This window comes from Brevibacterium zhoupengii (assembly GCF_021117425.1).
Classification (GTDB): Bacteria; Actinomycetota; Actinomycetes; order Actinomycetales; family Brevibacteriaceae; genus Brevibacterium; species Brevibacterium zhoupengii.
The window spans coordinates 2776241-2797757 of the sequence record NZ_CP088298.1 but is presented as its reverse complement, the minus strand read 5'-3'; the positions used below and the strand labels follow the sequence as shown (position 1 = coordinate 2797757).

The following is a 21517-nucleotide window of genomic DNA, read 5'->3' as shown; positions in this document are numbered from 1 at the left end:
TTGAGATGGAAGTAGTGATCTCAAGTTCAGGTGGTAACGGGATCGTCGGTCATATGGCTGGCTCATATATCTTCGCAGTTGCACACTGCACGAAAAATCGGGAATACATGCCGAAGGATTTCGCTTTCTGGGCGAACAGAGAGCGAAGTGAAGGACGGGCTTTCAAAATCAACCGCATAGCCGAAAATATGAAAAGTTTGGTTGTCGGTTGCTTCAAGGTTAGTCAATATTGGAATGCCGAAGCGAGCATGCGCGACGATAGTGCGCCGAAACAGGCCGACTGAATCGTCAGCCACATGGATAGGGCGAGCAGTGGTTGTTGTGACTCATGTGGCAAGACGCACAGAGTACTCGAACTGATCAACCGTATTGCGAGGCTCTCAACACGTCAGTCACTGATCACTGCCTGGGTGCGAGACCACATGGTCTGCAGTTCCTCGAGCATCGCGGCAGAATGCTGTGTGTCGACGTTCGCAATCGCACCCACGATGCTCTGGGCGACACTGACCGCGCAGGTCACTGAGGCCATCGGGCCGACGCCTTCAGAAGGTACAAGGACGAGTTGATCGGCGAGTTCGGCCAGTAGCGAATGCTGGTCGGCAATGACTATCAGCCGCACACCTCGTTCTTTGGCTAGTTCACACAGTGGAACGATGCTTGAGCTGGTTTTCCAGATGGAAAAGGTCAGCAGGCAGTCGCCCGGCTGCAGCAAGCGAACGTCGTTGATCATGCTTGTTGTCGAACCATCACTGAGTGACACGTTATAGCCCAGGCCTTGTGCATTGTGAGCCAAAACTGCGCCCGGTGCCACGTATGCGCCAGTGGCAAGGACCTTGGTCGATTGCGACGAAGTGATCATTTCGGCAATAGTTCTGATTGATGCGTCGGAGAGTGACTCTGAAAGAAGACCGAGGAGCTCGAGATCTTTACGAATCGATTTCACAGCCTGACCCGTGCCAATGGTCGAGTTGCGAACAAAATGTTTGTCAGCATCCAATGAAGAGAGAAATCGATTCCGAATCTCTGTCGACAACTCCGACCAGCCTGTGAAATCGATGGCCTGCGCTGCTCGGACAACTGTCGCGACGTTGACCCCAGCCGCCTCGGCGAGTGCTGCCGCACTGCAGTACGAAGCTCTTTCGGGATCGGCGGCAATCGCCTTGAGTACTGTCGTTGTCCCCGGAGACAGCTTGCGCTGAGACATGAGGTGCTCCAGCCATGTCGCGATGATTCCCACTATGAATCTCCTATTGCAATGAACGTTGCGATCTGATTGTATACGAGATGTGGTTGAGGTCACTTATGTACCGTCTGGAGCTTGATTCTTGGTCTTGAGCGCTGAATAACACGGGCGTTGACGGAAATAGAGCATGCAATAGACACTGCAGAAGTTGGGGTGCGGTCACTCGCGGACTCTGAACCACGCATCATGACGGAACAGTCGAAGGAGACTTTTCATGAACAAGCGAGCTATGTCGATGGTTGCGATCGCCGCTGCCGCCACGATGTTGGTGAGTGCCTGTGGAAGCGGTGGCTCAGAAAAGGGCGGGGAATCTCAATCTGTCGTTGACGACAAGACGGGCTTCGCCTCGTACACCGGTGATCCGCAGAAGGGTGGCGTCGTCGAAGTGTTGGGCGGAGTCGATTTCTCTCATCTCGATCCCGCTATGGGCAGCGACGGCAATGTCCTCAACCTCTACAACCTTCTCTACCGTAACCTCACTCAATACAAATACAACCGAGAGTCCGGAGAACTCGAACTCGTCGGCGATCTGGCCGAAGATACGGGCAGCTCAAACGAGGATGCCACTGAGTGGACCTTCAAACTCAAAGAAGGAATCACGTTCGAGGACGGATCGCCGATCACCGCTGAGGACGTGAAATTCGGTTTCGAGCATGCCTTCGACCCGTCGCTGGCCATCGGCCTCGACTACCTTCAGAACTACGTCAAGGGTGCCAAGGACTACGAGGGTGCCTTCGAGGATCCTGAAGGCCTCGATTCGATCAAAGTCGTCGACGATCGGACGATCACAATCGAGACGAATGAACCGATGGCGGACTTCCCGAACGTGGTCGCCACGGCCCCAGCAACACCGTTTCCCAAAGACGAAGTGAAGAAGGTCGATCAGATCCAGAAGGATCCGATTTCCTCAGGCCCGTACAAGGTCGAGGAATACAAGCGGGGCGAGTCGTTGACCCTCGTGCGAAACGAGAACTGGAATAAAGACACCGACGACATTCGTCCGGCCTACCCAGATGGATTCAAATTCACGGTCAGTCTCGATCAGAACACGATCGATCAGCGGATGATGTCCGGACAGGGTGAGGATGCGAATGCGGTCTCGGCATCGACCAACCCAGTAGTGGCGGCCAATCTTGCCAAAATCACGCAGGATCCCAAACTTGGGGAGCGCACGGTTCAAAGCCTTCCATCCTGCAACTACTTCATGGTTATGAACAACTCCAAGAAGCCGCTTGGAGACAAGAAGGTCCGACAAGCCATCAACTGGGCTGTGGATAAGTCGAGCGTGGTCAACGCCAGCGGCGGCCCACAGCTGGCCGATGTCGCACCGAACCTGCTACTGCCCAGCGTTCCGCAGTACGACGACACCGATCCCTACTCCACCGAGGGAAACACGGGCGATCCAGAGAAGGCGAAGGCCATGCTCAAGGAAGCGGGAGCGGAGAACCTCAAACTGACCATGGACGTACGTGCACTGCCGATGTGGCAGGCGCAGGCCGAGGCGGTGCAACAGTCACTGAAGAAGGTCGGCATCGAGGTCAAACTCAACGTCATCGACCAGGCGAAGTTCTACGAGGTCCTAGCTACACCGAGCCAGCAGAACGAGCTCGCGATTACCGGCTGGTGCTCCAACGGCTGGTTCTCAGGTGAACCGCTGTTGGGACCCCTGTTCGACGGTGAGCGAATCACGAAGACCGGCAACCTCAATCAGTCCCAGATCGATGATCCGAAACTGAACAAGGCCCTCGCCGAGGCGGCAGTCATGCCCGATCTTGACGACAAGACAGCGGCCTATGCCGAGATTAACGAAAAGGTCCTCGAGCTCGCTCCCGTCGTGCCCCTGGTCCGCCCGCGCCCTCTCCAGCTCGTCGGCTCGAACGTCGGCGGAGCGTTCGCCAATCCGTCCAAGACCGGATACATCGACTATTCGCAGCTGGGGCTACTCAAGCCGGAAGGATAGTTCACTCGTGACTGCTTCGCTTTCGAATCAGGTCGAAGAATTCGGTCGGCCTGGCCCGGGGGAGGACTTTTCCCCCGGGCTGGGAACCCTGAAGAGGATCCTGCGCAAACCGACAGTGATTCTGTCCACAGGGTTCCTCGTTTTCATCGTCATCCTCGCGATCTTCGCTCCCCTTATTACTCAGCTCTCCGGCTACAGCCCCTACGAATTCGACGAAGGAGCCGTGGACCCGGCACTGGGTGGGTTGCCGCACGGCTCGTTCGGTGGCATCAGTGCCGAGCATTGGATGGGAGTCGAGCCCCAGAACGGCCGGGACATCTTCGCTCGGATCGCCTACGGCGCGCGTGTCTCTATGCTCATCGGCATCGGCGCAACCGCGATCACCATGGTCATCGGCGTGGTCATGGGCGTGATCGCCGGTTTCCTCGGAGGGTTCGTCGATGCCGTGATCTCCCGGGTGATGGACTTTCTCATGGCGTTCCCGGCACTGATCTTCATGATCGCGATCCTCTCGGCCCTGCCACAGGGGAACCGTCCGCTGCTGCTCGTCCTCGTGCTCAGCCTCTTCTCCTGGCCGGCCACGGCCCGCGTGATCCGCGGCCAGACTCTGTCACTGAAGAATCGTGAATTCGTCGAGGCGGCCCGAACATCGGGTGCAGGCTGGGTCCCGCTGGTATTTCGGGAAGTGCTGCCCAACCTTTCGGGAACCATCGTCGTCATGGCCACGCTGGCTGTGCCGACGTTCATCGCCACTGAGGCTGGACTGTCCTTCCTCGGAGTGGGCATCACTCCACCCGATCCCTCATGGGGGCAGATGATCGCCTCGGCGGTGACCTGGTACTCCAGCGATCCGATGTTCTTCGCCATACCGGGTATGTTCCTGTTCCTCACAGTGCTGTCATTCACCGTGCTCGGTGACAACCTCCAGAAGATCTGGGCGGGAGGACTCTGATGGCCATCTATCTCGTCAAACGACTGTTCGCGGCGCTGATCATCATGCTGCTCGTCGTGTTCTTCACCTTCGTCATCTTCTTCCAACTCTCACCGGATCCGGCCGCCAGCATCTGCGGCCAGACCTGCACCCCGGAGAGGATCGAGGCGATCCGGGACCAGCTGGGACTCAACGAACCATTCTTCACTCAGTTCTTCACGTTCCTCGCCGCGATCTTTGTTGGTCGCGACTACGGTTCGGGTGCCTCGGTGGTCCACTGCAACGCCCCGTGCATCGGGTACTCGTTCCAGACCAACCAGGATGTCCTGCAGGGGATCGTCGATCGTCTGCCCGTCTCGGTGACTATCGCCGTCGGTGCTGCGGTCCTGTGGCTGCTCTCCGGTGTGGCCGCAGGCGTGATCAGCGCTGTGAAGGAAGGCACATGGTGGGATAAGGGAGCGATGATGTTCGCCCTGGCCGGTATCTCCCTGCCGAACTACTTCGTGGCGTTGGTCCTGCAATACCTCCTCGTCGTGCAGCTCCAATGGCTCCCGTTCCCGACGGTGGTTCCGTTCACTGACAGCCCAGTGCAGTGGTTCCAGGCCTACCTCATGCCGTGGATGGTGCTTGCGCTCATGTACGCGTCGATGTACGCGCGGCTGACCCGGACCAATGTCATCGACACCATGGGAGAGAACTTCATGCGCACTGCCCGTGCCAAAGGCCTGGGACGCAGCGCCGTCCTCATCCGGCACGGACTGCGTCCGTCACTGACCCCGATCGTCACACTCCTGGGCGTCGACTTCGCCACACTGCTGGGCGGAGCCCTCATCACCGAGACGGTCTTCGGGCTCAACGGCGTCGGCCGGTACGCCTACGACGCGATCGCCGTCAACGATCAGCCCGTGATCATGGGAGTCACGCTCGTGGCAGCCTTCGCCGTGATCATCGCCAACATTGTGGTCGACCTGCTCTACCGGGTGCTCGACCCCCGAGTGAGAGTGAGCACCTCATGAGCGCACACCCGTCGAGAGCTGCAAGTGAGGCTCCGGTCCTGTCTGTGCGGGATCTTCGCATCGAATTTCCGCTCGGCGTCGTCGTCGACGGAAGCTCGTTCGACATCTCACGAGGCCAGACGATGGGACTGGTCGGCGAATCAGGATCTGGTAAGTCGATGACCTCACTGGCGATCATGGGTCTGCTGCCGAAGGAGGCGACGACAACAGGGTCGGCTCGGTTCCACGGTGATGAACTGCTCCACCGGTCCGATGCCTCGATGAGGCGTACCCGCGGCGACCAGATCGCGATGATATTTCAGGATCCCCTGTCCTCGCTCAACCCCTACTACACGGTCGGCTTCCAGATCGCCGAAGCCTACCGTGCTCATAAGGGAGGCACGAAGGCAGCGGCGATGAGGAAAGCCGCCGAGGCGATGGATCGAGTTCGTATCCCCGACGCCGCCGGCCGCGTCGGACACTACCCCCATCAGTTCTCCGGGGGTATGCGCCAAAGAGTGATGATCGCGATGGCGCTCGTGTGCGAACCCGACCTCATCATCGCCGATGAACCGACCACGGCCCTCGATGTCACAGTCCAAGCCCAGATCCTCGACCTGCTCGCCGAGGTGCAGGAGATGACACAGGCGGCGATGCTGTTCATCACCCATGACCTGGCCGTCGTCAGCCAGATCTCCGACCATGTGACGGTGATGCGGTTCGGCCGGACCGTCGAACAGGGCACTGCGGAACAGATCTTCTCGAATCCGGGCAACGACTACACCAAAGCGCTGCTCGCAGCGACACCGCGCCTCGACGACATCGTTGATCTTCCCGAGCCCATTCTCACGAAAGGGGGCAAATGAGCATGAGCGACATCGCCACGCCGCTGCTGGCAGCCAATGACCTGAGCAAGGATTTCCGCACCGGCCGCAGAGAGAAATTCACTGCAGTCGAAGGAGTCTCCTTCGACGTCCACCGGCGACAGACACTGGGTATCGTCGGAGAGTCCGGTTCGGGGAAGTCGACCACGGCACGGATGATCGCACGCCTCATTGATCCCACTTCCGGGTCGGTGGAGTTCCAAGGTGAGGACATCACCCAGCGTTCCGGTGCGTCCTTGCGGGACTTTCGCAGCGGGGTTCAAGTGGTATTCCAAGACCCTTATTCCTCGCTCAACCCTCGTCACACGGTCGAAGAGGTGGTGTCGGCACCCCTCCGTTATCAGAAGCGGACGGCCGCGGGCGGCTACCGGAGCATGGTCAAGGCGGCAATGGATCGAGTCGGACTCAACCCCGATCACTCCACTCGCTATCCGCGCCAGTTTTCCGGAGGGCAGGCCCAGCGCATCGGCATCGCTCGCGCACTCATCGTCGAACCCAAGCTCGTCATCTGCGATGAGGCGGTCTCCGCTCTCGACGTGTCGGTTCAGGCGCAGGTGCTCGAGTTGTTGGTCGACCTGCAACGCGAACGCGACATCTCCTACATCTTCATCGCCCACGATCTGGCGGTCGTGCGACAGATTGCCCACAAGGTTGCGGTGATGCAGAAGGGCAGGATCGTCGAGCAAGGGCCACGAGACGAGATCTTCGATGACCCGCAGCACGAATACACGAAGACCCTGCTCACTGCGGTCCCGAGCATCGATCCCCGCTGGGACGCGGGTCGGCGTTCCTGACCGACACAAGCACCTCGGCGGTCAGCATCCTCACCGACCACCGGTTCTCCACCATTTCCATACACAGGGAAGGACCTCAACTCCATCATGTCTGATACGCAGACTCAGTCACAGCCCACGAATCAGCCGGCAGACCCACCGCAGCCGGTCGATGACTTCGTCACCACTGTCCATGAACTTCAGCTGCCCGCCGGTCTACTCCGGTATCGGGCCCAGGCGGGCCGGATGGTCATAGGCTCCGAAATCGTCGAGGACGGCGTGTTTGCCGGCCTCAAGCCCAAGGCACAGATCTTCCTCACCTCCTACACCGCCATCACCGAGGGCACCGACGACGGTCAGGATGCTCAGCGTCCGGTCGTCTTCGTCTTCAACGGAGGCCCGGGATCGTCATCGGCCTGGATGCACATCGGTCTCTTCGGTCCACGACGGGTGGTGGCCAACGACGTCAATGATCGCACCCCGCCGCCATACGGTCTCGTCGACAATCTTGAGACGACTCTGGCTCACGCCGATCTGGTCTTCATCGACCCGGTGACCACGGGATACTCCCGCACCGCAAAGGGGGAGAAGCCGGAGGACTTCCACGGGTTCACTGGGGATCGCGACGTCGTCGGCGAGGCGATCCGGCTGTGGCTGACACGGAACAAGCGGTGGATCTCACCGAAGTTCCTCGCCGGGGAGTCCTACGGAACCACCCGTGCCGCGGCCCTGGCCGGACATCTGGCCAAACGCCACGGGATCGCCTTCAACGGCATCCTCCTCATCTCGGCCGTCCTCGATTTCGCCACGATCGATTTCGCGGAGGGCAATGAAGCTCCTTACATCCACTACCTGCCGACGTTTGCCGCCATCGCGCATTATCACGGCAAACATCCTGGGCGCGAGCTCGAAGATGTCGTCGCAGAGGCGACGGATTTTGCCCATGGGGACTTCAGCCAGGCGCTCGCGCGCGGACATCGGCTCGAGGCCTCCGAACACTCCCTGATAGCTGCGAAACTGGCCGAGCTCATCGGGATCGATGAGAAGTTCGTCCGGCTGGCCGACCTTCGCATTGACGAGTTCACCTTCTTCACAGAATTGCTCCGCGATCAGCGACTGCGCATCGGTCGTTTGGATTCCCGCTTCACCGCGCATCCGGGCAAGGTCGCTTCCGAAGTGCTCGGCGACGACCCTTCGTATCCGGCGATACAGTATCCCTACACCGTGGGGATCAATCATCTGCTGCGTGCCGAGCTCGGATACGAATCGGACCTCACCTACGAGGTGCTGACTTCCAGAGTTCATCCATGGTCGTACAAGGAGTTCGAGAACTCCACCGTCAACACTGCCGAAGATCTGGCTTTCGCGATGCGCATGAATCCGCATCTCAAGGTCTACGTGGCTTTCGGCTATCACGACTCGGCGACGCCGTTCGCCGCCTCAGAGCATGTGCTTGCCCACCTGCGCGTTGCCGATGAGTCCCATGATCAGATCGTTCGTCGCTATTACGCGGCCGGTCACATGATGTATGTCGACCAGCAGGTCCGTGTCGAGCAGCTGCGCGATATCGCAGACTTCGTCGCTTGGTCGATCGGAGACGGTGCCAAGCCTGAGTCGAACCAACCCGTCTGAGTCGGACGGTCACGCGCACCGAGCCGTTCGGCACCACACCAAGACGATCATCATCGAGAACAGGAGAATCGACGTGCCCGAGAGCCATCATCGAGGCAGCTCACATGCAGGGGCTTCAGCCGAAGGCAGGAAGCTCGCCACCATCATCAACGCGGAGTGGACATGGAGAGAGGCTGAATTCGGATCACTGTCTCAGAAGGCCTCCGTCGTCGACTTCTTGCCGGATGTCGGTGAAGTCTCGCAGCTGCGTCGGCAGCAGATGTGGGAGGACACGCTCGGAAATCTCGAGTCGGTCAGTACCGATGCTCTCACTGCGGAGGAGATTATCGACTTCGAGGTCTACCGCCAGCAGTTGGTCACCTTGGTCGAGGCGCAGCGATACCGGATGTGGGAGAGACCTGCCACGGCGGATTCTGCCTTCTGGCGCACGCTCGCCTTCGACGCCTACCGTCTTGTGCTCGAAGACGTCAGTTCGGCTCGGGCATACATCAGCTTGCTCGGCGACATCCCACGGTTCTTCCATCAGCAGATCGAGAACATGAGGGCCGGGGTGGCTCGAGGCTTTGGGCCTGCCAGAGTGTGCATGAGCGGACGAGAAGAACCGGTGCGGGTCGTCGCCGAGACCGAGGACGTCACCGAGCTGTCGTTCTTCGAACCGTTCCGACGAATCCCGGCGGTCGTGTCTGAACAGGTTCGAACCGAACTCCACGAGGCGGCCGCGCAGGTGCTCTCGGCTGAGGTCGTGCCCGCCTACCGTAAACTTCTTGATTTCCTGACAACGGAGTATCTACCGAATCTGCCGGAGTCGATCGCCGCGGTCGACCAGCCTGGTGGCCTCGATTTCTACCGGTCCCAGATCCGGGAGTATTCGACGACAAACCTCAGCCCGCAGCAGATCTTCGACCTCGGACAGGTCGAAGTGAAGAAGATCCGGGAGGAGATGGAGGACGTCGCCGTCGAGCTCGGCTATCCCGACGACCTGCCGGGTTTGTTCGAGTTCATGCGCACGGATCGGCAGTTCTATGCAACGTCTCCTCGTCAGTTGCTGTCCGAAGCCGCATACACGTGCAAGTCCTTTGACCGGGTGGTCCATCAGTACTTCGGGCGTCTGCCGCAGCAGCGCTTCGCCATCATGGAGACACCGGCGGAGATTGCGAAATTCGACACCTTCGGCCGGGGCGCTCCCGACCGGTACCTGCTCAACACGTACAACTTGCCGGCGCGACCGTTGTATTCTCTGCCGGCACTGACCCTGCACGAATCTGCGCCCGGACATTCGTTCCAGATCTCGCTGGCCGAGGAACTCGAGCTCGCCGACTTCCGGCGGCTCTACATCTCGGCCTTCGGCGAGGGCTGGGGCCTCTACACCGAACGCCTCGGCGATGAGATGGGGATGTACGAGACGCCGTTCGAACGCATGGGCATGCTCTCGTTCCAGATGTGGCGGGCCGTGCGGCTCGTCGTCGATCCGGGTATGCATGCGCTTGGGTGGAGTCGGGAGCAGGCGCAGGACTTCCTACGGGACAATACGGCGATCGCCGAACATGAGATCGTCACGGAGATCGATCGCTACGTCTCCTGGCCCGGGCAGGCCACTGCCTACTATCTCGGGCAGTTGACGATTCAGCAGCTGCGGCAGGAAGCCGAGGAGGCGCTGGGCGAGGACTTCTCGATCAGGGACTTCCACGACACGGTGCTCGGGATGGGCAGCGTACCGCTCACCGTGCTGCAGGCACAAGTGCGTGCAGCTATCCGCTCGGCAGCCGCCGATCAACAGACACAGGCGGCCGCTGGCCACTGAGTACTACGTCTCTGACACCGTCGACTCCGGTCGGAACTCAGTCCGACCGGAGTCGAGTCATGTCGCTCAGTGCTGCCCCGCTCGCTCCTCGGCGACCATTGACTTCACGTCCTCGCGGAGTTGCCTGGCGTCATAGACGATGCCGGAGCGCAGAGTGAAGTCGACTCCGCCGACACGGTTGATGCAGGACTCCTCAGCGCGGAGATGACCGTGGCCATAGAGGACCTTGAAGTTGCTCAGGGGGTTGTCTTTGACGATGAGCAGGTCGGCGATCTTGCCCGGTTCGACGGAGCCGAGCTCGTCGTCGATGCCGAGAAGCTGGGCGCTGCTCAGCGTGGCGGCGCGGACGACTTCGAGAGGGTGGAACCCGGCTTCGAAAAGGAGTTCAAGTTCTTCGATGAGGCCGAAGCCGAATACCTTGTAGATGAAACCAGAGTCCGACCCGGCCGTGACCAAGCCGCCAAGGTTCTTGTAGTCGTTGACGAAGGACATCCATTTGACGTAGGCGTGGCGCCAGGCGATCTCGTCCTCGCTCGTCCAGTCGCCCATGTAGGAACCGTGTTTGTCGGACGAGGGCTGGAAGAACTCCCACAGGGTGGGGGATGTGAAGTCGGAGTGCCATTCGGAGGTGCGCACTCGCGCGGCGTCGCGGGACCCGATGTAGATGTTGAATGTCGGGCTCAGTGCGGTTCCGAGTTCGAGGAGCTCCGCGAGGGTCTCCTGCCAGGCGCTGCTGCCGCGCTCGGCGGTCTGCAACCACAGGTGGGCGCCTTGGCTGAAGCGCTGAGGTTCGCTGTTGTGGTTGTAATCGGTGGGCACGTGCTGGAGCGTGCGGTCGCGAAACATCGCCTCAGGGATGCCGTACCAATGTTCGATGCTGTCCAGTCCCCACCTCGCCGAGGTGAGGGCGTTGACTTGCGCGGCTCGGCGCTGGTCGTGGTGGCAGGCGGTCCGCAGGCCATGTGCTTGTGCTGCCTCGACGGCGGCACCGAACACAGTGGGGGAGGTGCCGAAGAACTTCACTCCGTTCGCTCCGCGGTCGGCGACCTCATTAACCCACGCGGTTGCCTGGTCAGCCGTAACCGGGGTGGGCCCGTCGAGGGTTCCGGCACGCAGTGCGGGATAGATGTGCAAGCGCGGGGCCGTGATTTCGTTGGCTTCGGCTCGTCGGGCCTCGGAAACGGTCCAGTCGAGGCCGTTGAACGCGCCGAGTTCGCGGACGGTGGTCACGCCGTGGCCGAGCCAGAGTTTATAGACATAGTCGGCATTCGGTGCCTGCTCGGGTTTGCCGATGTGGGCGTGGGAGTCGATGAGTCCCGGCAGGACGTAGGAACCGTTGAGGTCCATGACTTCGGCGCCGTCGGACGTGGGACGTTCGGTGAGGCTGCTCGCGCCGTTCGGTTCCCAGATTCCGGTGACCCTGTCGTTTTCGATCAGGATGTCCGCCGGCCCGTATGGGGCAGCGCCGGTTCCGTCGATGATCATGGCATCGCGGAGGACGAGTCTGGGGTAGGGCCCTGACCCGGTGCTCCTAGCGGGGGCGGCGATCTGGCCAGTGGATTCGAGCGTCATTGGCGGTCCTCTCAGGGGTTTTGCGTACGAGTGGTGAACTCTTCGCTGAGCTTGTTCATACTCACTCAGGCTAGCGCGACAGCCAGCGTCTTGTGCAGATCAACCGGGATGTAGGACACAAATGCTCCTTGGGACCAGAATGTGCCTGACCTTCACACTCGAATGCGATCACCGGTATACCCCAGCTTCACAGAGATATCCCGCGCAGCAGCTTTCATCACCGGTACCAATGCCTGCATCCGTTCCTTCGGCATGTAGGGACGAGTGGCCGACAGTGAGACTCCCGCGACAATGCTTCCGCTGCCGTCCCGGATCGGGGCTGCCACGCATCGGATCCCTGGTTCGTTCTCCTCGAGGTCGAGCGAAGCACCGTCGTGGGTATACCCGTGCATCCGTTTGACGAAGGCCTCGACTGCGGCTGAGTCTGCACCTGGATTCTCCGACAGGAAAATCCGTTCCCAACGCTCTTCTTGCCCGAGCAGCAGCGCCTTACCGACACCGGTACGAGTCATCGGCATCCGGTGACCGATGCGCGAGCGCATCTCGGCACCGCGCGTTCCCGGAATCTTATGGAGATAGAGCACCGACTCACCATCCTCGACGGAGAGGTGAATCGTGTCCTGAGTCCGCACAGCGAGAGTTTCGAGACTCTCCCGGGCGACGACTGGCAGCGGATCCTGATTGAGTGCGGTGAAGCCGAACTCGATGAGAGTGGGGCCAAGACGAAACTCTCCCGGTGAACCGTGTCGCAGATAACCCATGTGCACCAGCAGCTGGATCATCCTGTGCGCACTTGATCGACCGATTCCAGTGGCGTCGACGACGGACTTCAAAGTGGTGGACCCATGAGCGACGGCGCTGATGATCTGCAGCCCTCTGGCCAGTGTCTGAGTGCCCTGGGGAATCGCATCGTTGACGTCGGTTCCAGAATCTTCGATCATCGTCCCAGTCTGTCACGTATCCCACATATAGGGACACCGGTGGCGCATGGTGGAACGCCTGCCCATAGTGGCACTTATGGCAAAACTGGCAACAACCGAGGCCTCGCTGATGATCGGCCTCGACTGGGGGACGAGCTCACTGCGAGCTTTCCTCATCGGCAGCGACGGCGGCGTCCTCGCCGAACGCGACGGATCAGACGGGATCATGGCCGTCGGTCCGGACACCGGCGACCTCCGAGGTGATTTCTCCCGAATCGCGCATGCCGCGATTGGTGACTGGGTAGAGACCCATGGTCCCCTCCCGGTCCTGGCGTGCGGAATGATCGGTTCGACCCAGGGAGTCGCCGAGGCCGGATACCTCGACCTGCCCACCGAACTTTCTGTCTTGGGTAGGCATCTGACGTCTGTCGAACTGACCATCGGCGAACTCCACATCGTCCCGGGACTCCAGAAGACATCGACCGAAGCGACTGCCCCCGATGTCATCCGTGGAGAAGAGACCCAACTGCTTGGCCTTCTCGATGCAGAGCAGATCGACGCGACTACGGTGATCCTTCCGGGCACGCACACAAAATGGGTGAGGTGCCAGGGTCAGCGCGTGGCTGACTTCTCCACCTCGATGAGCGGAGAGATGTTCGGCCTTTTGCGCACCTCGTCGATCCTCAGCCGCCTGGCCGAACCCACCGATGTCTTCCAATCCGACGCCTTCGACTGGGGACTGAGCGTCGGAGGTGACGACCCCGCCGCGCTCACCTCCTCGATCTTCTCCGCGCGCACCTGGGCCCTCGACGGACGACTGCACGCCGAGGAAATCAACGACTACCTTTCGGGAATGCTCATCGGCGCCGAGGTGGCCGCCCAGCTCACGACCACAACCGACTCTGCAGTCCCTTTCATCGTCTGCGGAACCGCGGACCTGACGATGCGATACTCACGCGCCCTCCGCCGACACGGGCGACAGACGACAGAAGCGGATCCTCGCGCCGCTGCCACTGGACTCTTCCGCATTGCCGAACAATCCGGCCTCGTGCCGACCAAGGAGAACACCCATGACTGACACCGTTCCCGCAGGGCTTATCGCCATCCTTCGCGGAGTCCGCTCCGACGAGGTCCTCGACATCGCGGAAGGCATCGTCGATGCCGGATTCTCCGCTATCGAGGTGCCGCTGAATTCTCCGGACCCTTTGGACTCGATCACGGCACTGTCGAAACGATTCGGCGACAGGGTGCAGATCGGTGCAGGTACGGTACTCACTGCTAGCCAGGTTCGCGACTGTGAGCAGGCCGGAGCCCGCATCATCGTCGCACCAGACACCGACCGTGAGGTCATCACCACCGCGCTCGAACTCGGACTCACCCCGTACCCGGGGGCGACAACCCCGACCGAAGCATTCGCCGCGATCAAGGCCGGTACCACCAAGGTCAAACTCTTCCCCTCGACTGCCGTGGGCATCAGCGGCCTCAAAGCCTGGACCGAGGTACTGCCCGCAGGCACCGAACTTTTCCCTGTCGGGGGAGTGGGAGCCGACAACGCCGCCGAGTGGCGTCAGGCCGGTGCCGCCGGCTTGGGTCTGGGGTCCTCCCTCTATCGCCGAGGTGACCGCCCCGAAGACGTACACGACCGAGCTCGAGCCATCGCATCGGCGTGGACTCAGGCCCACTGAACCCACCGACGACACCTGAACGAAAGGCCAGACCAATGAAGATCACGTCGCTGACAACGTACACGGTGCCACCTCGGTGGCTGTTCCTCAAGATCGAAACCGATGAAGGGATCGTCGGATGGGGCGAACCGGTGATCGAGGGCAAAGCCGCCACGGTCGCAGCTGCCGTCGATGAGCTCTCCGACCTGCTCATCGGCAAGGATCCGGCGAACATTGAAGACCTGTGGACGATCATGTACCGCGGAGGCTTCTATCGCGGTGGGCCGATCCTCATGAGCGCGATCTCCGGCATCGACCAGGCACTGTGGGACATCAAGGGTAAGGCCCTCGACCAGCCTGTGCATCAGCTGCTGGGTGGAAAGGTGAGAGATCGGATCCGCACCTATTCGTGGATCGGCGGCGATCGTCCCGGTGATACGGCAGCAGCGGCGCTGGAGACGAAGGACCGCGGCTTCACCGCCGTGAAGATGAACGCCACAGAAGAACTGCAGTTCATCGACTCCTACACCAAGGTCGACCAGGTCATCGCCAACGTGCAGGCGATCCGGGAGGCCACCGGGGAGGACTTCGGCATCGGCATCGACTTCCACGGTCGCGTGCACAAACCCATGGCCAAGGTACTCATCAAGGAGCTCGAACCCTATCGGCTCCTGTTCATCGAAGAGCCGGTGCTCTGCGAACACCTGTCCTCGCTGCGTGATGTCATGGCGAACACCGCGACACCTATCGCGCTGGGGGAGAGACTGTTCTCCCGGTGGGACTTCCGCGAGGTGCTCACCTCCGGGGCGGTGGATATCATCCAACCCGATGTCTCCCACGCCGGTGGCATCACGGAGACCCGGAAAATCGCCATGATCGCCGAAGCCTACGATGTGGCGCTCGCCCTGCACTGTCCTCTTGGACCAATCGCGCTCGCCTCCTGCCTGCAGGTCGACGCGGGCAGCTACAACGCCTTCATCCAGGAACAGAGCCTGGGCATCCACTACAACACAAGCAACGATCTGCTCGACTACGTCACCGACCCATCGGTGTTCACCTACAAAGACGGCATGATCGACATTCCGACCGGTCCGGGGCTGGGCATCGAGGTCAACGAAGACTACGTCATCGAACGAGCGGCCGAGGGACACAGGTGGCGCAACCCCATCTGGCGTCACGCAGACGGTTCGTTTGCCGAGTGGTGAGCTAGGAAACTCCGAAAGAAACAAGGACATTCAATGACGAATCCAGAGACAACTGTGCTGCCCGCAGGCAAACGAGCTAAGTCACCGGGACGTGCCAGGTGGTGGATCTTGGGCTGGCTGCTGGCAGCCATGATGATCAACTACATGGACCGGTCGTCACTGTCGATCGCGGCACCCCACATGATCGACGAACTCGGTTTGACCGCTGCCGACATCGGCTTGCTGGGAACCGCGTTCTCGCTGACGTACGCGTTCTTCCAATTGCCTGCCGGTTGGTTGAGTGACCGTCTCGGCGCGAAACCTGTCTACATCATCGCATTGGGGTTCTGGTCGATCGCGACCTCGCTGATGGCGTTCGGCCACCACCTGTGGCACTTCATGATCTCCCGAATCCTACTGGGGATCTTTGAAGCGCCGGTGTCACCCACCTCGGCGAAGATCGTTGCCGAATGGTTCCCGCCCAGGGAACGCGGCGCAGCAGTCGGAGTCTATGACTCGGGAAGTAAATGGGGGCCGGCCGTCGCTCCACCGATCCTCACCTTCCTCATCCTCGGGTTCGGGTGGCGTGCCATGTTCGTCATCCTCGGTGTGCTCGGCGTTCTCGTGGCCGTCGGCTTCTGGATCTTCTACCGTTCTCCGGAACACGATCGCAGAGTCTCCGCGGCCGAACTCGCACACATCCGGGCGAGAGAAGAAGACAATCACGCCCCCGCCGGGCACATCCCGTGGCTGCGACTCTTCACCCAGCCACAGACATGGGCAATGGTGCTGGGATTCGTCGCCGTAGTGTGGACGCTTAACATCTTCGTCACGTTCCTTCCGCTCATGCTCAACGACATCTACTCCGTCGCCGATGCGGCCCTGGGCTGGTACACCGCGATTCCATTCGCTGTCGGCGGTGTGGGCGGAATCCTCGGCGGATGGTTCACCACGAAGTACTCGAAGATGCGCGCACACCTGGCACCCCTTGCTTGCAAACGACAGATCGCTGCCGTCTACGGCGCAGCACTCGCGGTCTGCTCGATCCTCGTCGGCATCACCACCGGACACTTCGTTCTTCAGCTGTGTGCAATGAGCCTCGCGCTGTTCTTCTGCGGTGCACTGAGCGCCGTCGGCTGGTCGATCCCGGCCGACGTCGTCACCGGCACTCGAGTCGCCTCACTCGGGTCCATCCAGAACTTCGGTGGCTACTTCGCTGGTTCACTCTCACCCTGGCTCACCGGAGTGCTGGTGACAACGACCGGGTCCTACCTCGTGCCGTTCATCGTCGGGGCCGTGGTCGCTGTGATCGCGGGAATCGCCTATCTGCTTCTGCTGCGTACCCCGATTCGTGTGCACGGAGCCACTATCGAAAACGGAGAAACCACCTCATGACGAAGATCGCTGAACACACGCGCACGAAGCCCACACGGATCCGCTACATCATCGCGGTTCTGCTCTTCATCACCGTCGTCATCAATTACATGGACCGGGCCAACCTGTCTATCGCTATGCCGGCGCTGTCTCAGGAATTCGATCTCACCACCGGCCAGCAGGGACTTCTGCTCTCGGCATTCGGCTGGACCTACGCCGCGATGCAACTACCCGGCGGATGGCTGGTTGACCGAGTGCGACCTCGAGTGCTCTATGCCTCATGCCTCGTGCTGTGGTCCCTGGCTACGCTGTTCATGGGAATCTCCGGCGGGTTCGTTGCCCTCATCATCCTCCGGCTCTTGGTCGGCGGGTTCGAAGCTCCGGCGTACCCGATCAACAACAAGGTGGCCACCGCGTGGTTCCCGGAGCGTGAGCGCGGACGAGTCATCGCCTTCTACACCTCGGGACAGTTCATCGGCCTCGCGCTGCTCACACCCGTACTGTCGTGGCTGCAGACGGTGCTCACCTGGCACTGGGTGTTCATCCTCACTGGTGTCGTCGGCATCATCTGGGCATCGATCTGGTGGTTCGTCTACCGCGAACCGCGGGACAAGGCGGGGGTCAACCAGGCCGAGATCGATCTCATCGCATCCGGTGGGGGACTGGTCGACGTCGAGAGTGGTACGAAGAAGGAGACTAAGCCGAAGCTCAGGTGGTCCGACGTCAAGGTTGTGCTGACGAGGCGGAAGCTGTGGGGCATCTACCTCGGCCAGTTCTGCCTGACCTCGACCCTGTGGTTCTTCCTCACCTGGTTCCCGACCTACCTTGTTGATTACCGCGGAATGGACTACATTGAGTCCGGCTTCATGGCTTCTCTGCCGTTCATTGCCGCGCTTGTGGGCGTGCTACTCTCAGGCTGGGTCTCTGACCTTATGGTGAAGAAGGGCCTGTCTCTGGGCACCGCGCGCAAGCTGCCGATCATCATAGGTCTCGCAATGACGGTGTTCATGCTCGGCGCAAACTATACGAATTCAACTGCGTTGGTGATCGTATTCATGTCGATCGCGTTCTTCGGCAACGGCTTCGCCTCGATCACCTGGTCGCTCGTGTCCGCTTTGGCTCCAGAGCGCCTGCTGGGCCTGACCGGTGGCATGTTCAACTTCATCGGCAACCTTTCCTCTATTGCCACCCCGATCGTCATCGGCTTCCTCGTCACCGACATCGATTTCGCTCCGGCGTTCGTGTACATGGCAGCGATCACCATCGTCGGAGTGCTGTCGTATGTGTTCCTGGTGGGGAGAGTTGAGCGGGTGGACGAGTGAAAGAGCCAGGCTCGCTTCGAGCGATCAAATACTCCGATGTGTAAGAGTTTCTGGTCGGCGACACCGGTTCGAAACTACTATAGAATCAGGCACAGAGACAACAACTGGGGTGAAAAGGATCGGGTCAGATGATTCCGAAAGTGTCAAAACTCTCCAGGTCCAATGATATAGGCAGTAGCAAGTAGGGCCTAGTTCCAATCCACTGCATTACCATCTGGTGAAACCGGCGACTCAAATCAGGCTCCAGATAGTTAACTTGGATATAAAGAGTAGCAGTATCAAATTAATTATTTTCAATGACTGGAGTATATGGTTATGAGCGACAACGATGTCCTATTGCTGTCAGGAATGATTGATAAATCTCGGCAGGAAACTAATGAATTATCCTCGTCCGAACAAGAGGCATACTTTTTCTCGAAACACTATTTGAAATACTATAAACCTAGCCACGACGACGTGCAATCGGGAATCGTCGATGGAACGCTGGATGGTGGAGTCGACGCGGTCTATGTTTTTGGTAACGGATATTGCCTGCGCGATGATATAGGTGCAGATTCGCTTGGAAGGAGCCCGCAGCTCGATCTCATCCTTGTTCAAGTAAAGAACACCAAAGGATTTGGTGAATCGGCGATTGACAAGTTGATAATAAATCTTCCAAAATTGCTAGATTTTAGACGAGATGACTCAGCTCTGAGCGAGCAGTTCAATCCAAAGGTACTTGAGGTGACTCGCCGATTTCTCGAGTTATATCGTTCAATGGATATGCCTGCTCTTAGGATCTTTGTAGCATTTGCGTCGCTGAAATCTACAGAGTTCCATCCTAATGTCAATTTGAAGACTAAGGAGCTAGAGCGAGTATTGATAGGCTGCTTTGGCTCAAGCGAAACTCAGGTGCAATTGCTCGATGCTGCAGCAATATCCGATCTAGCGCGTGATCGACCACCGGTGACCGTAAATTTGACTTTAGCTGAGAACCCCATATCCACGGATATATCCGGTGGATATGTAGGTTTAGTTCGGCTGGAAGATTACCAGGATTTCATTACTGATAATTCAGGGAATCTTGACGCTGGGCTTTTCGAGGCTAATGTTCGGGACTACGAAATTGAATCAGAAGTAAACAAAAGTATTCAAGGCACTCTCGAGCATGAGGACAGGGTCGTAGATTTCTGGTGGTTGAATAACGGTGTGACCATCGTAGCCGATAAAGTGCAACTCGCGGGTAAGAATCTTTCGCTTGAATCTCCTCAAATTGTGAACGGGCTGCAGACTTCTCATGAGATCTACAAGAGAGGTCGCTCGCAAGAATATAGCGAAAACCGGGGAGTCCTTGTGAAAGTGATACAGGCAGGCGACGACGAAATCAAGGATAGAATCATTCGTGCAACGAACAGCCAAACGACTCTGGGGCTAAGTTCATTGCGCGCGACTGACCGAGTTCAGCGCGAAATTGAAGAAATACTGAGGGCAGAAGGACTCTATTACGAGCGTCGAAAGAACTATTATCAAAATCAGAATGTTCCGATTGTTGACCTTGTGTCCATTGACCAAATGGGTCAGGCTGTGATGGCTGTTCTTGTGCAGACTCCGGAGTTTTCACGGGGCTCAGTTTCTCGTATATTTGAAGACGAGATCTACAATGTCGTGTTCTCTGCGGCCCATCCGATTAGAGTTTATGCGAGGTCAATTTCCATCGTGCGCACGTGTGAATCGTATTTGCGTGATAATCGAACGACTCAGGCGCAGGTGGAAGACTTTGTCTTTCATCTGTCGATGGCGGCTGGCATTGCATTAACTAGGAAGCTCACACCTCGCGCGAAGGATATTGGGGCAATTGATCAGAACCTCAACGATGAGTTGCTCGGCTTTCTTGTTGAGTTAGTTCAAGATGAATTCGGGCGAACTGCGCGCGCGACAAACGAGGTGCTGTTTGACAGGCTGGCGAAAAATCCTCTAGCTACTACACAGATAAAGAAGCGAATGGGGCAATATTTAGCTTCATCTCGAAAGATTTGATTGTTGCGCTTGCAGGTGGGACGCCGCTTGATTGTTGCCCGCGTAGGTTTGTAAAACCGAACATAATCTTGCCGCGATAGGTGGGTTGTCAGTCACGCAGCCGGATGAGGTTAATGCCGTGTAGCGACAAGTGAGACGCGCTGGTGTGGTGGACGCTCTTCTGGTCATGGATGTTTGGGTGGCAATTGGCGTCGTGCATTTACAAGACGAGGCCCGGGACTCCAGTTAGATATGGAAATCCCGGGCCTCGAAATGGGCGCACCAGTCACACCGTCAGCACAACCTTCCCCGTAGTCTCACGCCCCTCAAGCGCCCGATGTGCATCCGCTGCATCAGCCAACGCGAACGTCGCGCCAACCCGGAAGTTCAGCCACCCGTGTTCGATGCCGTTGAACAACATCGCCGAGCGCTTAGCCAGTTCCTCCGAAGACCGGACGAACCAGGCCAGTGACGGACGGGACAGGAAGATGCCGCCCGAGGAGTTCAGGCGCTGGATGTCGAACGGAGGCACCTGACCCGAGGCCCCACCGAAGAGCACCATCGAGCCTAGCGGTGCCAGCGAGGCCAGTGATGCGTCGAAGGTGTCCTTGCCGACGCCGTCATAGGCGACCTGGACGCCTTCACCGTCGGTGAGCTCCTTGACCTTGGCCGCGATGTCGACACCATTGCCGTAGAGGAAAACATCATCGGCTCCGGCCTTGCGAGCCAGTTCGGCCTTCTCCTCGGTGCTCACCGTGGAGATGACGTTGCCGCCCAGGTGCTTGATGATCTGGGTGAGCAGCAGGCCGACACCGCCGGCGCCTGCGTGGACGAGGGCAGTGTGTCCGGGTTTGATCTCGTGTGAGCTCGTGGCCAGGTACTGGGCGGTCAGGCCCTGCAGGGGCATGGCGGCGGCGACTTCGGTGCTCACGCCCTCGGGCACGCGCAGCAGGTTGTCGGTCTTGACGATGACCTGTGTGGCATAGGAGCCGGGGCCTTCATGCCAGGCCACGCGGTCACCGACGGACCAGGACTCGATGCCTTCGCCGACGGCGGCAATGCGGCCGGTGCCCTCGGAGCCGACGATGTGCGGGTATTCCATGGGGTAGGTGCCCGAGCGACGGTAGGTATCGATGAAGTTCACACCCGCGGCCTCGACGTCGACGAGCACCTCACCGGGCCCGGCCTGCGGAGTTTCAATCTCCGAGAATTCGAGAACCTCTGGTCCGCCAGCACTCATTGCCCGAATAGCCTGCGTCATTGCGCC

The 21517-nt window shown here is 59.5% G+C and carries 18 protein-coding genes; 14 read left to right on the top strand and 4 right to left on the bottom strand.

Annotation, left to right across the window (positions count from 1 at the left end):
- Window positions 1-5: 5 nt before the first annotated feature.
- A complete protein-coding gene (locus LQ788_RS12710; RefSeq protein WP_231441516.1) occupies window positions 6-284 on the top strand; it encodes a hypothetical protein in 279 nt (92 codons plus the stop codon).
- A 104-nt stretch (window positions 285-388) separates the two neighbouring features.
- On the opposite strand, the gene LQ788_RS12705 is transcribed toward LQ788_RS12710, so the two are convergent.
- The gene (locus LQ788_RS12705) at window positions 389-1237 is read right to left on the bottom strand and encodes a MurR/RpiR family transcriptional regulator (protein ID WP_231441514.1); all 849 of its coding nucleotides are present in this window, start codon (window positions 1235-1237) and stop codon (window positions 389-391) included.
- A 220-nt stretch (window positions 1238-1457) separates the two neighbouring features.
- Here LQ788_RS12705 and LQ788_RS12700 point away from each other — a divergent pair, with 220 nt between their 5' ends.
- The 7 genes from LQ788_RS12700 (at window position 1458) to LQ788_RS12670 (ending at window position 10219) form a co-directional block, all read left to right on the top strand.
- Complete coding sequence (locus LQ788_RS12700; RefSeq protein WP_231441512.1) at window positions 1458-3203, top strand: ABC transporter substrate-binding protein; 1746 nt, start codon at window positions 1458-1460, stop codon at window positions 3201-3203.
- Between the two features lie 7 nt (window positions 3204-3210).
- A complete protein-coding gene (locus LQ788_RS12695; protein ID WP_231441510.1) occupies window positions 3211-4155 on the top strand; it encodes an ABC transporter permease in 945 nt (314 codons plus the stop codon).
- Window positions 4155-5150 carry an ABC transporter permease gene (locus LQ788_RS12690; protein WP_101598523.1) on the top strand — a complete coding sequence of 332 codons (996 nt, stop codon included), beginning with the start codon at window positions 4155-4157 and terminating at the stop codon, window positions 5148-5150. Before LQ788_RS12695 ends, LQ788_RS12690 begins: the two co-directional genes overlap by 1 nt.
- Complete coding sequence (locus LQ788_RS12685) at window positions 5147-5995, top strand: ABC transporter ATP-binding protein (RefSeq protein ID WP_231441507.1); 849 nt, start codon at window positions 5147-5149, stop codon at window positions 5993-5995. Before LQ788_RS12690 ends, LQ788_RS12685 begins: the two co-directional genes overlap by 4 nt.
- Window positions 5992-6807, top strand: a complete 816-nt coding sequence (locus LQ788_RS12680; protein ID WP_231441505.1) for an ATP-binding cassette domain-containing protein — start codon at window positions 5992-5994, stop codon at window positions 6805-6807. Before LQ788_RS12685 ends, LQ788_RS12680 begins: the two co-directional genes overlap by 4 nt.
- 87 nt (window positions 6808-6894) lie before the next feature.
- Entirely contained in the window at window positions 6895-8418 is a 1524-nt protein-coding gene (locus LQ788_RS12675) for a S10 family peptidase (protein ID WP_231441503.1), read from the top strand.
- Between the two features lie 73 nt (window positions 8419-8491).
- Entirely contained in the window at window positions 8492-10219 is a 1728-nt protein-coding gene (locus LQ788_RS12670; protein ID WP_231441501.1) for a DUF885 domain-containing protein, read from the top strand.
- A 66-nt stretch (window positions 10220-10285) separates the two neighbouring features.
- Here the strand turns inward: LQ788_RS12670 and LQ788_RS12665 are convergent, their stop codons facing one another.
- Entirely contained in the window at window positions 10286-11791 is a 1506-nt protein-coding gene (locus LQ788_RS12665; RefSeq protein WP_231441499.1) for an amidohydrolase family protein, read from the bottom strand.
- A 152-nt stretch (window positions 11792-11943) separates the two neighbouring features.
- The gene (locus LQ788_RS12660) at window positions 11944-12732 is read right to left on the bottom strand and encodes an IclR family transcriptional regulator (RefSeq protein ID WP_231441497.1); all 789 of its coding nucleotides are present in this window, start codon (window positions 12730-12732) and stop codon (window positions 11944-11946) included.
- A 76-nt stretch (window positions 12733-12808) separates the two neighbouring features.
- Between LQ788_RS12660 and LQ788_RS12655 the strand changes: the two genes are divergently transcribed.
- The 6 genes from LQ788_RS12655 (at window position 12809) to LQ788_RS12630 (ending at window position 20271) form a co-directional block, all read left to right on the top strand.
- Window positions 12809-13789, top strand: a complete 981-nt coding sequence (locus tag LQ788_RS12655) for a 2-dehydro-3-deoxygalactonokinase (protein WP_231441496.1) — start codon at window positions 12809-12811, stop codon at window positions 13787-13789.
- On the top strand, window positions 13782-14396 hold the full coding sequence (locus tag LQ788_RS12650) for a 2-dehydro-3-deoxy-6-phosphogalactonate aldolase (RefSeq protein ID WP_231441494.1): 615 nt from the start codon (window positions 13782-13784) through the stop codon (window positions 14394-14396). The genes LQ788_RS12655 and LQ788_RS12650 overlap by 8 nt, the downstream gene beginning before the upstream one ends.
- Window positions 14378-15580 (top strand): galactonate dehydratase, encoded by a 1203-nt coding sequence (gene dgoD, locus LQ788_RS12645; RefSeq protein WP_449495032.1) that lies wholly within the window; start codon window positions 14378-14380, stop codon window positions 15578-15580. Before LQ788_RS12650 ends, dgoD begins: the two co-directional genes overlap by 19 nt.
- 33 nt (window positions 15581-15613) lie before the next feature.
- Window positions 15614-16954, top strand: coding sequence for an MFS transporter (locus tag LQ788_RS12640; RefSeq protein ID WP_231441491.1), 1341 nt, complete (start codon window positions 15614-15616; stop codon window positions 16952-16954).
- Window positions 16951-18255, top strand: coding sequence for an MFS transporter (locus LQ788_RS12635; RefSeq protein WP_231441488.1), 1305 nt, complete (start codon window positions 16951-16953; stop codon window positions 18253-18255). Before LQ788_RS12640 ends, LQ788_RS12635 begins: the two co-directional genes overlap by 4 nt.
- Window positions 18256-18570: 315 nt before the next feature.
- Window positions 18571-20271 (top strand): AIPR family protein, encoded by a 1701-nt coding sequence (locus LQ788_RS12630; RefSeq protein ID WP_231441487.1) that lies wholly within the window; start codon window positions 18571-18573, stop codon window positions 20269-20271.
- A gap of 265 nt (window positions 20272-20536) precedes the next feature.
- Here the strand turns inward: LQ788_RS12630 and LQ788_RS12625 are convergent, their stop codons facing one another.
- Complete coding sequence (locus LQ788_RS12625) at window positions 20537-21511, bottom strand: quinone oxidoreductase family protein (protein WP_231441485.1); 975 nt, start codon at window positions 21509-21511, stop codon at window positions 20537-20539.
- Between the last annotated feature and the right edge of the window lie 6 nt (window positions 21512-21517).

Excerpts from the sequence above, each read along its gene's own strand:
- LQ788_RS12665 (WP_231441499.1), bottom strand. The coding sequence starts at position 11,791 with ATGACGCTCGAATCCACTGGCCAGATCGCCGCCCCCGCTAGGAGCACC.
- LQ788_RS12630 (WP_231441487.1), top strand. The coding sequence starts at position 18,571 with ATGAGCGACAACGATGTCCTATTGCTGTCAGGAATGATTGATAAATCT.
- LQ788_RS12690 (WP_101598523.1), top strand. The coding sequence starts at position 4,155 with ATGGCCATCTATCTCGTCAAACGACTGTTCGCGGCGCTGATCATCATG.
- LQ788_RS12685 (WP_231441507.1), top strand. The coding sequence starts at position 5,147 with ATGAGCGCACACCCGTCGAGAGCTGCAAGTGAGGCTCCGGTCCTGTCT.
- LQ788_RS12650 (WP_231441494.1), top strand. The coding sequence starts at position 13,782 with ATGACTGACACCGTTCCCGCAGGGCTTATCGCCATCCTTCGCGGAGTC.
- LQ788_RS12710 (WP_231441516.1), top strand. The coding sequence starts at position 6 with ATGGAAGTAGTGATCTCAAGTTCAGGTGGTAACGGGATCGTCGGTCAT.
- LQ788_RS12625 (WP_231441485.1), bottom strand. The coding sequence starts at position 21,511 with ATGACGCAGGCTATTCGGGCAATGAGTGCTGGCGGACCAGAGGTTCTC.
- LQ788_RS12680 (WP_231441505.1), top strand. The coding sequence starts at position 5,992 with ATGAGCATGAGCGACATCGCCACGCCGCTGCTGGCAGCCAATGACCTG.
- LQ788_RS12700 (WP_231441512.1), top strand. The coding sequence starts at position 1,458 with ATGAACAAGCGAGCTATGTCGATGGTTGCGATCGCCGCTGCCGCCACG.
- LQ788_RS12675 (WP_231441503.1), top strand. The coding sequence starts at position 6,895 with ATGTCTGATACGCAGACTCAGTCACAGCCCACGAATCAGCCGGCAGAC.
- LQ788_RS12635 (WP_231441488.1), top strand. The coding sequence starts at position 16,951 with ATGACGAAGATCGCTGAACACACGCGCACGAAGCCCACACGGATCCGC.
- LQ788_RS12640 (WP_231441491.1), top strand. The coding sequence starts at position 15,614 with ATGACGAATCCAGAGACAACTGTGCTGCCCGCAGGCAAACGAGCTAAG.
- LQ788_RS12655 (WP_231441496.1), top strand. The coding sequence starts at position 12,809 with ATGGCAAAACTGGCAACAACCGAGGCCTCGCTGATGATCGGCCTCGAC.
- LQ788_RS12660 (WP_231441497.1), bottom strand. The coding sequence starts at position 12,732 with ATGATCGAAGATTCTGGAACCGACGTCAACGATGCGATTCCCCAGGGC.